This window comes from Immundisolibacter sp., assembly GCF_041625615.1.
GTDB lineage: Bacteria > Pseudomonadota > Gammaproteobacteria > Immundisolibacterales > Immundisolibacteraceae > Immundisolibacter.
Genome location: NZ_JBFJTF010000048.1, coordinates 1 through 15,251, shown reverse-complemented (window position 1 = coordinate 15,251; position 15,251 = coordinate 1). Strand labels below are relative to the sequence as shown.

Genomic DNA, 15,251 nt, shown 5'->3' with positions numbered 1-15,251 from the left:
TCGCGGACCTGAAAGCCGATCTCGACCAGGCGGTTCTCGGGCGCCTCGTCCAGCACCAGGCTGTAGGGGAAGGCTTCATGCCAGCAGCGCAGGTACAGCCGGTCGGGCTGACGGAAGGTCTCAACCAGGCCCAGCGAGTCGCAGTAGAAGAACTGCGCCTGGCGCAGGCGCGAGTCGTTCAGCGCCAGGCGAACGTAAGCGATACGGATGATGCCGCCGTGTTTGAGGGCCATGCCCGGTCTCCTTCCTCTTTAATATAACGTTTGTTTTTCAATAAATTGATTGAGGTATTTCAGGTAACCTCTGCGAAGAAGGTTTCTGGCACGGCGTTCTCGTAATAGAAGGCCCCGCGCGCGAAGTGCTCGGCCTGCCAGACGATGGGCGGCACCCAGCCTGGCGCCCCCGGCGCCAGATAGGCGCCGTTGTAGAACTCGTTGCGGTTTCCGGACGGGTCGTGGAAATAGATGGTCGTGACGCCCGAGATGCCGTGGCGGGTGATGCCGTATTCCAGCGCCGGCACGGCGTTTTCCTTCAGCAGGTCCACGCCGTGAATCACTTCCGTGCGGCTGTCCATCCCGAATGCCATGTGGTGGAAGTGCCCGTCCGGCCCCGGCCCGATGGCCAGGTCATGCATGGTGTGACCGCAGGTGAGGAAGGCGGCCAGTGTGTTTCCGGCCGGATCGACCACCTTCTCGGTCAGTGAGAAATCAAGAACCTGGGTCAGAAAGTTCACATCATCCTGCGGGCTCTGCGCCGCGATGAGGGTGTGATCCAGGTGGGTCACGCGGCCGCCGGGCGTGCCCTGCGGCGGCACCGGACTGGGATTTTCCATGCCGGTGACATAGCCGATCTTCTCGGCGTGGAAGTACAGCAGCATGTGCTGGCCGGACGGCAGCGGGAAACGTACGCCGTCGCCCTGGCCGCGGATACTGCCGGCCGCCACGCGCGTCACCGGCAGGCCGTAGGCCGCCACGGCGGCGGCGGCCTCGTCCAGATCGGCCGGATCATTGACCTTGAACCCGAGGTGATCGACACCGGCACTGTCGGCCGGGTTCAGGATCAGGCAGTGGTGATCCTGGTTGTCGGCGGCCTGCAGGTAAACGCGGCCCCGTTCGTCGCGGTCGATTTCGCGCAGTCCAACCACATGCACGTAGTGGCGCACCGCGGCAGCGACGTCCATGACGTTCATGCTGGCGTATGAGAAGCGGCTGATGGCCATCTCACTCTCCTCCGATGATGCAGGGTCTTTGCCCTGTTGAATCAGTCTATTGGTCCCGATTATCCACCCATTAAACGCGATAGCGGCGCCGATTCGCGTTGTCGCCAGCGGTACGCGGTCTCCAGGACGAGCGTGTCGCTGATCGGTACGGCCCGACACAGCAGGGCATAGCAGTCGCTGCCGGCGCCTTCGTCCAGCCAGCGTGCCGACGCGGGCAGGGGGTAGTGCACCTCGCCGTCGACGATACGCGCCCGGCAGGCGCCGCAGCCGCCCTGTTCGCAGGCGACGTGCAGGATGATTCCGGCCCGGCGTGCCGCCGCCAGCACCGTGTCACCGGCGCTGCATTCGAACTGCAGCTCCGGCTGTCCGGCGTGGCGCAGGGTGACGCGCATGGGGGCGGCAGCTCAGGCCGCTGCCGACTGTGCCGCGACCAGCTGCTGTTGCAGCTGTTGCACGCAGGCCGGACCCTTGCCGGCCTCGCTGGCCAGTACCTTGAGAGCGGCATCACCGGCTTCGCTGGCGTTACCACCCGCGCCGGCCAGCTGCTCAAGCAGCGGCAAGCCTTCGTCAATAAAGCACCACAGATCATCCAGTGCCTTGTCGCGCACCCGGCCGTAACCCTTGACCACACGCCCGGCTTCGGCCGCCAGGCGCGCCAGCTCCGGGTCCTTGCCCAGCCAGTGCAGCACGGCGTCGCGCCAGCGCTGGAGCAGCGCCAGTTCCTCGTGATGGCGCAGCGAGCGACGGCGCAGGTGGCGCAGGGCGCTGACCAGGGACAGGGTGAAGTATCCCCACGGCCGATTGCTGCGCACGCGCATGGGCATGGCGATGTGGTCGAAGTCCTCACGCCAGCGCCGGCCACGTGCGCGAACCCAGCGGCCGAGTCTGACCGGCAACATGCCGTACAGCTGGGGCGGGTCCGGCGCCAGGAAGTCGTCGACCCAGAACGGGTCTTCGCCACGCACCCGGTGTTCCTGCCGCATCTTGGCGAAACGTTCCGGGCGCAGCTTCAGCTGCGCCACGCGTGGCGCGTCCTCGTAGCCCATCCAGTTGGCCAGGTGCTGGGCATAGGCGGCGGTGACGGCGCCGGCGTCCTGTCCCGACGCCTTCTCGGCGGCCTCGATTTCCTGCACCCGGGCCAGGTAATCGCGCACGTAGGCGGCGTCCTGGAAATCCAGCAGACGGTAACAGGCCTCGGCAAACACGCGCGACAGGGCCGGCATGGCCTCGCGCCCCTGGTCCAGCAGGCGCCGGTAGTCGGCCCGCTGGCGGGCCGGCAGCGCCTGCTCGCGGGCATCGGCCAGCTGTGACCAGTCCAGCACCTCGCTTTCCTTGAACAGGGCCCGCGGCAGCGTGCCGTCGCGCATCATGGTGTAACCCAGGTCGAAGGCCTTCAGGTTGTCGGCGACATTGACCTCGGCTTCCTCGATGGCGCGGTGAAACGGCTCGGCGGGCAGGTCGAACACCTTGCTGGCCGCCACCGCGCCCAGCAGGATGGCGTTGCTGGACAGCAGCGACAGCCCGGCCTGGGCCACCAGCTCCTGGGCATGGAACAGGTAGCTGTCGCCGGACAGTGTCTCGGCCGCCTTGCGGATCACGCCGGAAGGGTAGATGCCGCCTTCGGCGGGGGTCTTCTCCAGCGTGCCGTAGTAGCGGTAGGTGTTGGCGATGATGGTGCAGTCCTGGTGCGCGAATCCGCCCTGCAGCAGGCGACCGAGCTCCAGGAACTCCTGCGCCAGCAGCAGGTCGACGTCGCCGGGCGCCGCGTACGAGGACAGGATGGGCGGTTTGTCGCCAAAAGGCCGGGCTTCGGCGTAGTAGATGACCGACCCGGCGCGTTGCGAAAGGCCCAGCAGGCCGATGCTCTGCGCCTGCCAGCCGGCGTTCAGCAGGCCCTTGATCAACCAGTCGCTCAGGACGCCGCCGCCCTGGCCGCCGACGGTACCGATGAGGATGCGCGTGGCGCGATCGTGCCGAGGCATTGAATAACTCCGGAATCAGGCGGCGCGCAGCGCCGGCAGCAGGCGTTGGCTGAGCTTCTGCATGAAGCGTTCGAAGCGGCCGGCGTTGCGCACCACGGTCACCTTGTGGAACGACGGGCACAGCTGCGCGGCATGGGCGATTTCGCCGCACACGCCGCAGCCGACGCAGGTGGTGTCGATGGCCGCCACCGGCGCGGTCTTCAGGGTGTTGGGCGACTCTTCCAGCGTCAGCGACGGGCAGCCGTTGACGCGCATGCACGAGTGATCGCCGACGCACACTTCCTCGTCCACGCCCAGGCGCTCGACCTCGACCCGCTTGCCTTCGACGATGGCCTTGGCACGCATGGGCTTCACCGTGCGCTGGCGCTGCAGCTGGCACTCGGCCTCCGAGATCAGCACGCGCAGCTGCGGTGCGGGATCGGCCTGGATCTTCTTGAGCTTCTTCTGGAAGTCGCGAAAGTTATACGGATTGGCCTTCTCGACGCGCTTGACGCCGAGCCCGCGGAAGGTGCGCTCGATGTTGAAGTCGCCGCCGCTTTGCTCGCCGGTCAGCTGCGGGCCGGAGTTGGGATTCTCGTGGGCGCCGGTCATGGCGGTCCACTTGTTGTCGAGCACCAGATAGGTCGCGTCCTGCTTGTTGTACAGGCCGTTCACCACGCAGGTGTTCAGGGCCGAGTGCCACAGCGTGCCGTCACCCACCACCGACACGTTCTTCTGATCGGACATGGCCGACAGCGCAGTGGCGGCCGCCAGCCCCCCACCCATGCCAATGTTGGAGTCGGCCATGTGGAACGGGGCCAGGCCCGCCATGCCGTAGCAGCCGACGTCGGTGGCATGCCAGTCCTTCTGGCCGGTCAGCATCTCGTTGATCTTCATCATGCTGAACACCGGGCGTTCCGGGCAGCCGGTGCAGAAGGTCGGCGGCCGTGGCGTGACCGGCTTGGGAAACAGCGAAGCGGCCAGCTTCTGGCGCTCCAGGAAGGCGTCGGCGGTGGCGGTGAGGCTTTCCGCCCGCTCCGGCAGCAGCGGGGCCAGGAACTGCGCCAGTGCCGGCAGCACCCGCCCGGGCACCAGTTCGCCCACGCCAGGGACCAGGTCGTGGCCGCGGAACGGGGTGGTGATGCCGCGCTGGTGCAGCATGGCGCGAATCTGCTGTTCCATGAGGTCCGGCTGACCTTCCTCGACCAGCAGCACCTCGCGCTTGCCCTGGATGAAATCGACGATCTGGTCGTCGCACAGCGGGTAGACCACGTTCAGCTGCAGCACGCTGATGGCGGGATCGGTCACGCCGTCCTCGTCCGCCAGGCCGAGGTTGGCCAACGCCCGCATGACGGTGTTGAACACGGTGCCGTGGGTAATGATGCCGATCGGCGCGTCGGCGGCGCCGAACTGTTCATTCAGGCCATGCTCGAGGATGTACTCGCGCGCCTTGGGCAGGCGGTCGCGGTAACGCTCGATCTCCTGCCGCTGGGTGTTCGGCGGCAGGGGATAGCGGCTCGGGTCCTTGATGCCTTCCTTGAGCTTGTTGATGACGTTGTACTGGCCCATGCGGTTGTCGGTCACGTCGACGCGGGCGTTGGCGTGCGACAGTTGCGGACGCAGCAGCAACGCCACCACACAGCTCGACGCCTCGGACAGCTCGAAGCTCTCGCGTGTCAGGCGCAGCAGCAGTTGCTGGTCGGCGCGCGGGTCGACCACGGGAATGCCGGATTTCATGGCCCAGGGCAGGGTGCGCTGCGCCACCGTGGTGCTGGACACGCCGTAGTCCTCGCCGACCACCAGCACGCAGCCGCCCATGGGGCCGATCTGCGAGACGTGATCCACCACGTCGGTGGACACGCCGTTGCCGAGCACCTTCCAGGTCACCGCGCCGCGCACCGGCGCGAACACGGACGCCGTGCACATGGCGGCGGCGGACATCTCGTTGGCCGACGATTCCACGAACACGCCGTATTTCTTGAGTACCGGCTCGTAGGCGTCGGCGGCGGCGTCGATCAGGTTGGCAGTGGGTGAGCCGGGATAGCCACCGAAGTAGCTGATGCCGGCTTCCAGCAGGCCTTTGAGCACCACCAGTGCGCCGTCGCCGTACAGGGTCTGCCCGGCGCCGTGCTCGAGCTGGGCGATGTCGGAGTGGGTGAAGGCGTGACTCATGAGCAGCTTCCGCAGCGTTGGGGGAGGGGGATCAGTCCGGGCGCCGGCGCAGCATGCGCGTGGCCAGATATTCCAGCACCGGTTGTCCGGACTGGGTGCGCACGGTGTTGCGGGTGGTGACCAGACCGCGGTCGGGCTTGGACGTGGCCCGCTTGCTGTCGAGCGTGACCTCGACCTGCAGCGTGTCGCCCAGGTACACCGGTCCCTGCATCGTGAGCTCCGCGCCCAGGAAGGCGATGGCGGCCGTGTGCAGGTGGCCGGTCTGGATGACCAGGCCCTCGGCATAGCTGAACACCAGCGCACCGGGCGCGATACGACGCCCGAACGGTGTGTCGTTGGCGATGTACTCGGCGTCCATGAACAGCGCCTCGTTCATGCCGACCAGGGTGGCGAAGCTCAGGATGTCGAACTCGGTCACCGTGCGCCGGGCGGTGGTCAGGCGCCAGTCGGCGTCGTAGTCGTCCCACCATTGCACCGGCGTCTGACTGGTCATCGGCATTTCAGCGACCGGTGAAGCGCGGCGCGCGCTTTTCGAGGAAGGCCTGCACGCCCTCGGCATGGTCGTGCGAGGCGTGCATCAGGCCCTGGCCGACCGCTTCAAGGTCCATGAAGGCGTCGAACGGCATGCGCACCGCGTCGCGCAGCGCGTGCTTGGCGAACGCCATGGCCAGCGTGGCGCCGTCCGCCAGCTCTGCCACCAGGCCGTTGACGGCATCCTCGAAGCCGGCCTTGGGCACCACCTCGGTGTAGATGCCCAGTTCCAGTGCCTGCGCGGCGGTCAGCGTGCGCGCCCGCAGCACGATGTCCTTGGCGCGCATGAGGCCGACATGCTGGGCCAGCAGCCACATGACGCCGGCGTCCGGAATGGCGCCGATCTTGCCGAAGGCGGTGACGAAGCTGGCCTCCTCGGTGGCAATCACGAAATCCGCCCCCAGCGCCAGCGACAGCCCGGCGCCGGCCACCGGCCCCTGCAGGGCGCAAACCACCGGCTTGTCGACCGTGATCAGCGCCCGCGCCAGGGGGCGGATGCGGTGGCTCAGCAGGTTGCGGATGGCCACCGGGTGGGTGTCCGTGAACAGGTCGCGCAGGTCGCCGCCGGCACAGAACACCGGCCCTTCGCCACGCAGCACCAGCACCCGTACGGCCGGGTCCAGGTTGACCTGTTCCAGGGTCTCGCGCAGCTCGTCGATCATCCGCCCGTTCATGGCGTTGCGCACCTGCGGGCGGTTCAGGGTCAGCGTGCCGACGGTACCGTCGACGCGATAAGTCAATGTTTCCATGGTGATCTCGGGCATCTGACAGGGGGCGAGGAGGGCGATTACTGGAACTTTGGCTTTTCCTTGGCGAAGAACGCACGCAGCGCCTCGCGGTGATCGTCGCTGGCAAAGGTCAGGCCTTCCATGGCCAGCGACGCCGTCAACACCTGCTCGACGACCTGACCGACGAACAGGTTCACAGAACGCTTGGTCAGCTGGATGGCCAGCTGCGGTCCGGCGGCCAGCTTGCGCGCGAAGGCGTAGGCGCGGTCCGGCAGCTCGGCGGCCGGTACGGCGTGATTGACCAGGCCGATGGCGGCCGCGTCGGCGCCGGTCATGGCGTCGCCGGTCATCAGGAATTCCTTGGCCCGGTTGGGTCCGATCAGCAGCGGCCAGATGATGGCGCCGCCGTCGCCGGCCACCACGCCGATCGACACATGCGGATCGGCAATCTTGGCCGTTTCGTCCATGAAACTGACGTCCGCGAACAGGCCCACCGTGGCACCAAGCCCCATGGCGTGGCCGTTGATCATGGACACCACCGGCTGCGGCAGGTCGGCCATGGTCTTGACGATGTCCAGGCCTTCCTTGAGCACCTGGGCGTAGCGTTCGCCCTTGCCGTCGATGCTCTCGATCCACTTGAGGTCACCGCCGGCACAGAAGGCCTTGCCGTCCGGATCGCCGGTCAGCACCACGACGCGGGTTTCGGTGTCCAGGGCCACCTCGGTGAACACGCGCGCAAGCTCCGCGTGCATGGCACCGTCCACCGCGTTGCGCGCCGTCGGGTTCGACATCTGGATGGTGAGAATGGCGCCGTCGCGGTGAAATTTGAGGCGCGTGTAACCCTCGTACATGGATCCTCCTGCGTGTCGGTGTTCTTGTGTGACGAGGCAACCACCCGGTGCGTCGCGTACCCGGGCTAGGATAACGCTTAACGAGGGTTTGGGTGCCGCTCGCCTCACCCGATATTGCGCATAATGAATATTATGTTAAATAAGTGCTGCAAAGCCCCAGACCAGCGATCCGTCTGCCACGCCCCCGCCGCGCGACCTGCCCGTCGTCCGGCGCACGGCAGGACGACGGGACCAGACGCTTCAGCGTCGGCGCGGACCGGAGCGTCCGGATGAACTGCCGCGTCGCGAACCGCCGCCGGAACGCCCGCCGCCCGGTTTCGGTGCCACCCGGTCCTCGGCGGCCAGGCGCACGCGCGGCTTCGGCTTCACCAGGCGCTCGGTCGGTACCGGCTCGACCGGGACTTTCTGGCCGATGTACTGCTCGATGTCCGGCAGCGAGTACACGTAACGCTCACAGCCGAAGCTGATGGCGTCACCGGTTGCCCCGGCACGTGCCGTACGGCCGATGCGGTGGACGTAATCCTCGGCGTCCTGCGGCAGGTCGTAATTGAACACGTGCGTGACGCCGTCGATGTGCAGGCCGCGGGCCGCCACGTCGGTGGCCACCAGCGCCGCCAGTTCGCCGATGCGGAACCGCTCAAGCAGACGCTCGCGCTTGCGTTGCTGCACGTCGCCGGTCATCAGGCCGGCCGGAATGTCGTTGGTCTGCAGATAGCCCCACACCCGCTCGGCCTCGGCCTTGGTGTTGACGAACACCATGGCGCGCGCCTCCGGCGTTTGCTGCAGGATCGACTGCAACAGCCCGACCAGCAACGGGACCTTCTCCTCCACCGCGGTGTGGTAGATGGTCTGCCGCACGCGGTCGGCGGTGACCTTCTCCGGCTCGATGCTGACCCGCTCGGGCTCGTTCATGTGCTCATAGGCCAGTTCCAGCACCCGCTGCGCCAGGGTGGCCGAGAACAGCATGGAAAGCCGCTCAGACGGTGGCGGCAGGCGCCGCATGAGGTAGCGGATGTCCTTGATGAAGCCCAGATCAAACATCCGGTCGGCCTCGTCCAGCACCAGTACCTGTGCCTTCGACAGGTCGTACACGCCCTGCTTCAGGAAGTCGATCAGGCGACCGGGCGTTCCCATCAGTACGTCCACGCCGGCGGCCAGGTGGTCGCGCTGCTTGTCGTAGTCGACGCCGCCATAGGCGAGTCCGAGCTTCAGGCCGAGCCCCTGCCCCAGCTCCTGGGCATCACTGTGAATCTGGATCACCAGCTCGCGGGTCGGCGCCAGTACCAGCGCCCGTGGCTGGGTCGGCAGCCGGTCGGCTGGCGCCGGGTTGCGCAGGAGGTGTTCGTAAAGTGCCAGCAGGAAGGTTGCTGTCTTGCCGGTGCCGGTCTGCGCCTGACCGGCCACATCGCGACCGCCCAGCAGCACCGGCAGTGCCTGCTCCTGAATGGGGGTGCAATGGCTGAAGCCGGTCGCGGCCACGGCGGCCTTCAGGCGCGGATCCAGCGCCAGCGAATCGAAGGCCAGGCCGGTGGTGTGCGCGGGCGGCTTGACGGCCGGCCGGGCCATGCGCGGCGCGGCGGTCGCCGGCGGCGATTTGGCCTGCGCTTGCGCGTCGGGCTTGGATCGGCGGCGCCGGCTGCGCGCCGGGCCCGTTGCGGCGGGCGCGGCCTTGGAGACAGGCTCAGGTTGGCGGTGAGACGAAGGCGGCGCGGAATCCGGAGCGCCGGCGAACAGGGCCTTGACGGCCGTAACAAGACGGTTAATCACGTAGTTTCGTTTATTTCCAGTGGATACAAGTGTTCGATTATAGCCGCGCGGCCTGTGCGCCCACTTTCGTGAGGGCAACGCGCGAAGGCCGTGCGCGTCGGCCACGCGCGCGGTGCACGTCCACCGTGGCGCGACCATAGACTTTGCCTATCGCACGGATGGCAACAATTAATTGGTGTTAAGGCGGCCAGTGATTTAGCGTGGCACTTTGCCGTCATAGCAACTCAGGAGCGAGCCATGTCCAGCGAAGCCAAATGCCCGTTCGCCGCCACACACGGCAGCCGCACGGCTGCCAACATGCAGTCGAACACCCACTGGTGGCCCGACCGGCTGAATCTGAAGATCCTCTCCCAGCATTCGGCCAAGTCCAACCCGATGGAGCCGGGTTTCGACTACGCCGAGGCGTTCAAGACGCTCGACCTGGCCGCGGTCAAGCAGGACCTGCGCGCCCTCATGACCGACTCACAGGACTGGTGGCCGGCCGACTGGGGCCACTACGGCGGCCTGTTCATCCGCATGGCCTGGCACAGCGCCGGCACCTACCGCATCGCCGACGGCCGCGGCGGCGCCGCCACGGGTAACCAGCGTTTCGCGCCGATCAACAGCTGGCCGGACAACGGCAACCTGGACAAGGCCCGCCGGCTGCTGTGGCCGATCAAGAAAAAATACGGCAGCACGCTGTCGTGGGCGGACCTGATGATTCTCGCCGGCAATGTGGCGCTGGAATCCATGGGCTTCAAGACCTTCGGTTTCGGCGGCGGGCGCGAGGACATCTGGGAGCCGGAGGACGACATCTACTGGGGCGCCGAAGCCGAGTGGCTGGCCACCTCCGACAAGCCGAACAGCCGCTACTCCGGCGAGCGCGACCTGGACAACCCGCTGGCCGCGGTGCAGATGGGCCTGATCTACGTGAACCCCGAAGGCCCGGACGGCAACCCCGACCCGGTCGCCTCCGGCCGTGACGTGCGGGAAACCTTCGCCCGCATGGCCATGAACGACGAGGAAACGGTGGCGCTGACCGCCGGCGGCCACACCTTCGGCAAGGCGCATGGTGCGGGCGACCCGTCCCTGGTCGGACCGGAACCGGAAGCCGCCCCGCTCGAACAGATGGGTTTCGGCTGGAAGAACCGCCTGGGCAGCGGCACGGGCGTGCACACCACCACCAGTGGCATCGAGGGCGCCTGGAAGCCGAACCCGACCCGGTGGGACAACGGGTACTTCGACATGTTGTTCGGCTATGAGTGGGAACTGGTCAAGAGCCCGGCCGGCGCGCACCAGTGGCGGGCCAAGGACGTGAAACCGGAGCACATGATTCCGGACGCCCACGACCCGTCCAAGAAGCACGCGCCGATGATGACCACGGCGGACCTGTCGCTGCGCTTCGACCCCATCTACGAGCCGATCTCGCGACGCTTCCACCAGGATCCGCAGGCCTTCGCCGACGCCTTCGCCCGCGCCTGGTTCAAGCTCACCCACCGCGACATGGGGCCGCGCGTGCGCTACCTGGGGCCCGAAGTGCCGGCGGAGGAGCTGATCTGGCAGGACCCGGTGCCGGCCGTGGATCACCCGCTGGTCAACGCGCAGGACATCGCGGCGCTCAAGGCCGAAATCCTGGCCAGCGGCCTGAGCGTGCCGCAACTGGTGGGCACGGCCTGGGCCTCGGCGGCCACCTACCGCGACTCGGACAAGCGCGGCGGCGCCAACGGCGCGCGCATCCGCCTGGCGCCGCAAAAGGACTGGGCGGCGCACCAGCCGGCCGAACTGGCCACCGTGCTCGGCACGCTCGAACGCATCCAGCAGGCGTTCAACGGCAGGCACAGCGGCGGCACGCAGGTGTCGCTGGCGGACCTGATCGTGCTCGGCGGTTGCGCCGCCGTGGAGCAGGCCGCGCGAGCTGCCGGGCACGCGGTCGAGGTGCCCTTCTCGCCCGGCCGGACCGACGCCACGCAGGAACAGACTGACGTCGAGTCGTTCGCGCCACTGGAGCCGGTGGCCGACGGGTTCCGCAACTACCTCAAGGACGGTGTCAGAACACCGGCCGAGCACCTGTTGCTGGACCGCAGCCAGCTGCTGACCCTCACCGCGCCGGAAATGACCGTGCTGGTCGGCGGCATGCGGGCGCTGGGCGCCAACGTCGGCCAGTCGCGCCACGGCGTGCTGACCGAGCGGCCCGGCACGTTGACCAACGACTTCTTCGTCAACCTGCTCGACATGGGCGTGGAATGGCAGCCGGCCGGCGATGGCCTGTACGAGGGGCGTGACCGCGCCTCGGGCGCGCTCAAGTGGACCGGCACGCGGGTGGACCTGGTGTTCGGTTCGAACTCGGAGCTGCGGGCCCTGGCCGAGGTCTACGCAAGCGACGATGCGGCCGAGAAGTTCGTCAATGACTTCGTCGCCGCCTGGACGCGGGTGATGAACCTGGACCGCTTCGACCTGAACTGACCCCGAGCAGCCCCCGGCGGGCTGCGGGCAGTCCACTCCCCCACCGCCGGCTGTGCCGGGCCGCCCGTCGGGCGGCCGGTGCAGCCGGCGTTCTTCGTGTGGGCGGGGGCTGCGGCCCCAAGCGGATGGCGGAGAGGGAGGGATTCGAACCCCCGGACCCTTGCGGGTCAACGGTTTTCAAGACCGCCGCTTTAAACCGCTCAGCCACCTCTCCGCGGGGCGCGAAGCATAGCGGAGCATGCGCCTGGCTGGCCAGCGAGCGGCGTTTGGGTAGAATCCACTGCTTCTTCCTAGCAACATCGGTGAGTTCGCATGCCCAGCAATGCCTACGGTTTGACTGCAAGTGCCGAGCAGGCCGCCACCAGTGCACTGATCCGCAACACCTATATGTTGCTGTCGATGACGCTGCTGTTCAGCGCGGCGATGGCAGCGGTAGCCATGGTGATGAACGTCGGCAGCCCCGGCATCCTGGTGACGCTGGCCGGTTACTTCGGTCTGTTGTTCGCGGTGCACAAGCTGCGCAACAGCGCCTGGGGCATCCTGGCCGTGTTCGGCCTGACCGGCTTCATGGGGTTCACCCTGGGCCCGATCATCAACGCGTATCTGTCGGCCTTCAGCAATGGCCACCAGCTGGTGATGACGGCCCTGGGCGGCAGCGGCGCGATCTTCCTCGGCCTGTCCGCCTACGCCCTCACCTCGCGGCGCGACTTCAGCTTCATGGGCGGCTTTCTGTTCGCCGGCGTGATGGTGGCCTTCCTGGCCGGACTGGCGGCGGTGTTCCTGCAGATGCCTGGCCTGTCGCTGGCCGTCAGCGCCATGTTCGTGCTGCTGATGAGCGCCGCCATCCTGTACCAGACCAGCGCGCTGGTGCACGGCGGTGAGACCAACTACCTGCTGGCCACGGTCGGTCTGTACGTGAGCCTGTACAACCTGTTTCTGAGCCTGCTGCAGCTGGCGGGCTTCTTCGGCGGCGAGGACTGACCGCCCTGCCCCGCCCCGGAAAACCCCGCCCCGGCGGGGTTTTTTGTGTCCGGCGGTCAGCCGTGCAGGCGCCGCACGTCGTCGGCGCCAAAGGGCCAGTCCAGCTCCACGCCCGCCGGCTCCAGGCGCAACACCGGAATGCGCACGCCGTAGCGGCGGGCAAGCTCCGGGTCGTACCCGATCTCAACCGTTTCCACCGCACCGGCTGCCAGTCCGGCCTGCCTGATTACCTGTTCTGCCAGCTCGCACAGGTGGCAGCCGCGGGTGACGAAAAGCTTCCATTGCATGCGCACATGATATCGGCCGCCTTGGAGCGCAAGCCACGGTCTGGCAAGCTGCCGGCATGACAGCCTCCGATCCCGACCTCGAACAGGTGCAGCTGGTCGACCTGCAGGACCGCCCCATCGGGCGTGCCGAGAAACTCGACGCCCACCGCCGCGCGCTGCTGCACCGGGCCTTCTCGGTGTTCGTGTTCGACCCGGCCGGGCGGCTGATGCTGCAGCGCCGTGCCGACACCAAGTACCACTCCGGCGGGCTGTGGACCAACACCTGCTGCGGGCATCCACGTCCGGACCGCCCGCTGGTGGCCGAGGCCACCCGGCGCCTGCGCGAGGAGATGGGCTTCGAGTGCCCGCTGACGCCGGTCGGCAGCCTGCAGTACCAACTGCCGGTGCCTGGCGATCTGATCGAGCACGAACTCGACCACTTGCTGTGCGGGCGCTTCCAGGGCGAGCCGGTGCCGGATCCCGCCGAGGCGTCCGCCTGGCGCTGGCTGGCCTGGCCCGAGCTGCTGGCCGAGGTGGCGCGCGCGCCGGACGGTTTCACCCCCTGGCTGCGCGAGATTCTCGCCCAGCGCCGACCGTTGATTGAGAACTGGGTCGAGGAGCACTGCAATGGCTGAGGACATGGTGTCCATCGATGGCGGCCGGCTGTACTACCGGCGTCAGGGGCATGGCGACACGGTGGTGCTGGTGCACGGTTTCGGGCTCGATCAGCGGGTGTGGGAACCGCAGTGGTCGGCGCTGGCGGCGCACTTCGATGTCATCGCCTACGACCTTCGCGGTTTCGGGCGCTCGACCCTGCCGGACAGCGCGCCCTACGCGCACCACGAGGACCTGCGGGCGCTGCTCGACGCGCTGGGCGTGAAACGCACGCATCTGGTCGGGCATTCGCTCGGCGGCGGCATCGCCGCCAGCTTTGCCGTCGCCTACCCGCAGCGCACCGATCGCGTGCTGCTGTCGGCGCCGTTGTTGCGCGGCTACCAGGGCCTCGGGGCCCTGATGGCACTGCTGAAGCGCGTGTGGCAGATCGCCGGCGAGGATGGGCTGTCGGCGGCACGGGCGGCCTGGCTGGGCGCGGAGCTGTTCGCGCCGAGTCTGGAATCGCCCCTCGGGCGCGAGTGCCTGCCAACCATCATGAACGACTACTCCGGTTGGCACTGGCAGCACCGTGACCCGGAGGTCGGCCTGGACCCGCCGCTGGCCCAGCGCCTGCACGAAGTCGCGGCGCCGACCCGGGTGCTGGTCGGCACGCGCGATCTGCCCGATTTCCTGCAGATGGCCGAGGCGCTGGCGTCGCAGGCGCCGCAGGCCGCGCTGGACGTGCTGCCCGGGCTCGGCCACGGGCCGTCGCTGGAAGACCCGGCGCTGTTCAACCAGCGTCTGCTGGCCTTTCTGCGCGCCGCCTGACGCCCTCAGGCCGTGTGCTGGCGGTAGCGGTAATACGCCGCGCAGGCGCCTTCGGCCGACACCATGGGGGCGCCGAGCGGGCGCTGCGGTGTACAGCGCACCGCAAACTCGGGACATTGATCGGGCCGCAGGCGGCCGCGCAGGACGCTGCCGGCCTGGCAGGCGCCGTCCAGGTCGTCGGCGGGTTCCGGCAGGCCAAAGCGCGTTGCCGCATCCCAGGCGGCGTACTGCGGGCGCAGGCGCAGCCCGCCCGACGGCAGCCGGCCCAGGCCGCGCCATAGCTGATCGACCGGCTCGAACACCGTCTCCAGCAGCCGCCGCGCGGCCGGATTTCCAGATGCCTGCGTCATGCGCGCATAGGCGTTTTCCAGCCGCGCCTCGCCGGCCTCCAGCTGGCGCACGCAGCGCAGCAGGCCGTGCAGGATATCGGCCGGTTCGAAACCGGTTGCCACCATCGGCACGCGGTAGCGCGCCACCAGCGGTTCGTATTCGGCCAGACCCATTACCGTGCACACGTGGCCGGCGGCCAGGAACCCGGCGATGGCGCAGTCGGGGGCGTCCAGCAGCGCCGCGATGGCCGGCGGCACGCGCACCTGCGCCGTCAGCAGACTGAAGTTGTCGAGCCCCAGCGCGGCCGCCTGACTCACTGCCGCGGCGGCGGCCGGTGCCGTGGTCTCGAAGCCGACGGCCAGAAACACCACCTGTCGCTGCGGCTCGCGACGCGCCAGTGCCAGCGCGTCCAGCGGCGAGTACACCGCCCGCACATCACCGCCCGCGGCGCGGGCGCTCAGCAGGTCGCCACCGCTTCCGGGCACGCGCAGCATGTCGCCGAACGAGCACAGCACCACCTCCGCCCGGCCGGCCAGGGCAATGGCCTGGTCGATCACGCCGGTCGGCGTCACGCACACCGG

General features: G+C 68.2%; 14 protein-coding genes, 1 tRNA gene and 1 pseudogene. 4 read left to right on the top strand and 12 right to left on the bottom strand.

The annotated features are described in order from the left end of the window. The 9 genes and pseudogenes from ABYX71_RS05605 to ABYX71_RS05565 all read right to left on the bottom strand — a co-directional run. Positions 1 to 233: pseudogene (locus tag ABYX71_RS05605) on the bottom strand (hypothetical protein); the annotation flags it as partial. A 59-nt stretch (positions 234 to 292) separates the two neighbouring features. Further along, positions 293 to 1,219 carry a VOC family protein gene (locus tag ABYX71_RS05600; RefSeq protein WP_372695521.1) on the bottom strand — a complete coding sequence of 309 codons (927 nt, stop codon included), beginning with the start codon at positions 1,217 to 1,219 and terminating at the stop codon, positions 293 to 295. A 59-nt stretch (positions 1,220 to 1,278) separates the two neighbouring features. Continuing rightward, positions 1,279 to 1,611 carry a 2Fe-2S iron-sulfur cluster-binding protein gene (locus ABYX71_RS05595; protein WP_372695520.1) on the bottom strand — a complete coding sequence of 111 codons (333 nt, stop codon included), beginning with the start codon at positions 1,609 to 1,611 and terminating at the stop codon, positions 1,279 to 1,281. Between the two features lie 12 nt (positions 1,612 to 1,623). Then, positions 1,624 to 3,201, bottom strand: coding sequence for an indolepyruvate oxidoreductase subunit beta family protein (locus tag ABYX71_RS05590; protein ID WP_372695519.1), 1,578 nt, complete (start codon positions 3,199 to 3,201; stop codon positions 1,624 to 1,626). 15 nt (positions 3,202 to 3,216) lie between these two features. Next, complete coding sequence (locus ABYX71_RS05585; protein ID WP_372695518.1) at positions 3,217 to 5,352, bottom strand: thiamine pyrophosphate-dependent enzyme; 2,136 nt, start codon at positions 5,350 to 5,352, stop codon at positions 3,217 to 3,219. Positions 5,353 to 5,383: 31 nt separating this feature from the next. Next, entirely contained in the window at positions 5,384 to 5,845 is a 462-nt protein-coding gene (locus tag ABYX71_RS05580; RefSeq protein WP_372695517.1) for a MaoC family dehydratase, read from the bottom strand. 7 nt (positions 5,846 to 5,852) lie between these two features. Then, positions 5,853 to 6,632 carry an enoyl-CoA hydratase/isomerase family protein gene (locus tag ABYX71_RS05575; RefSeq protein ID WP_372695516.1) on the bottom strand — a complete coding sequence of 260 codons (780 nt, stop codon included), beginning with the start codon at positions 6,630 to 6,632 and terminating at the stop codon, positions 5,853 to 5,855. 38 nt (positions 6,633 to 6,670) lie between these two features. Continuing rightward, the gene (locus ABYX71_RS05570; RefSeq protein WP_372695515.1) at positions 6,671 to 7,462 is read right to left on the bottom strand and encodes an enoyl-CoA hydratase/isomerase family protein; all 792 of its coding nucleotides are present in this window, start codon (positions 7,460 to 7,462) and stop codon (positions 6,671 to 6,673) included. A gap of 240 nt (positions 7,463 to 7,702) precedes the next feature. Beyond that, entirely contained in the window at positions 7,703 to 9,028 is a 1,326-nt protein-coding gene (locus tag ABYX71_RS05565; RefSeq protein WP_372695514.1) for a DEAD/DEAH box helicase, read from the bottom strand. Between the two features lie 438 nt (positions 9,029 to 9,466). Here ABYX71_RS05565 and katG point away from each other — a divergent pair, with 438 nt between their 5' ends. Then, positions 9,467 to 11,671, top strand: coding sequence for a catalase/peroxidase HPI (gene katG / locus ABYX71_RS05560; protein WP_372695513.1), 2,205 nt, complete (start codon positions 9,467 to 9,469; stop codon positions 11,669 to 11,671). A 126-nt stretch (positions 11,672 to 11,797) separates the two neighbouring features. Here katG and ABYX71_RS05555 read toward each other — a convergent pair. Then, positions 11,798 to 11,885, bottom strand: a tRNA-Ser gene (locus tag ABYX71_RS05555). A gap of 98 nt (positions 11,886 to 11,983) precedes the next feature. On the opposite strand from ABYX71_RS05555, the gene ABYX71_RS05550 reads away from it, so the two are divergent. Further along, entirely contained in the window at positions 11,984 to 12,652 is a 669-nt protein-coding gene (locus tag ABYX71_RS05550; RefSeq protein WP_372695512.1) for a Bax inhibitor-1/YccA family protein, read from the top strand. Between the two features lie 56 nt (positions 12,653 to 12,708). On the opposite strand, the gene ABYX71_RS05545 is transcribed toward ABYX71_RS05550, so the two are convergent. Further along, the gene (locus ABYX71_RS05545; protein WP_372695511.1) at positions 12,709 to 12,939 is read right to left on the bottom strand and encodes a glutaredoxin family protein; all 231 of its coding nucleotides are present in this window, start codon (positions 12,937 to 12,939) and stop codon (positions 12,709 to 12,711) included. Between the two features lie 56 nt (positions 12,940 to 12,995). On the opposite strand from ABYX71_RS05545, the gene idi reads away from it, so the two are divergent. Then, positions 12,996 to 13,553, top strand: coding sequence for an isopentenyl-diphosphate Delta-isomerase (gene idi, locus ABYX71_RS05540; RefSeq protein ID WP_372695510.1), 558 nt, complete (start codon positions 12,996 to 12,998; stop codon positions 13,551 to 13,553). Continuing rightward, positions 13,546 to 14,340, top strand: coding sequence for an alpha/beta fold hydrolase (locus ABYX71_RS05535; protein ID WP_372695509.1), 795 nt, complete (start codon positions 13,546 to 13,548; stop codon positions 14,338 to 14,340). The genes idi and ABYX71_RS05535 overlap by 8 nt, the downstream gene beginning before the upstream one ends. Before the next feature lie 5 nt (positions 14,341 to 14,345). Here the strand turns inward: ABYX71_RS05535 and hypD are convergent. Next, positions 14,346 to 15,251: hydrogenase formation protein HypD (gene hypD / locus ABYX71_RS05530; RefSeq protein ID WP_372695508.1), on the bottom strand; the 906-nt coding region annotated here is incomplete at its 5' end.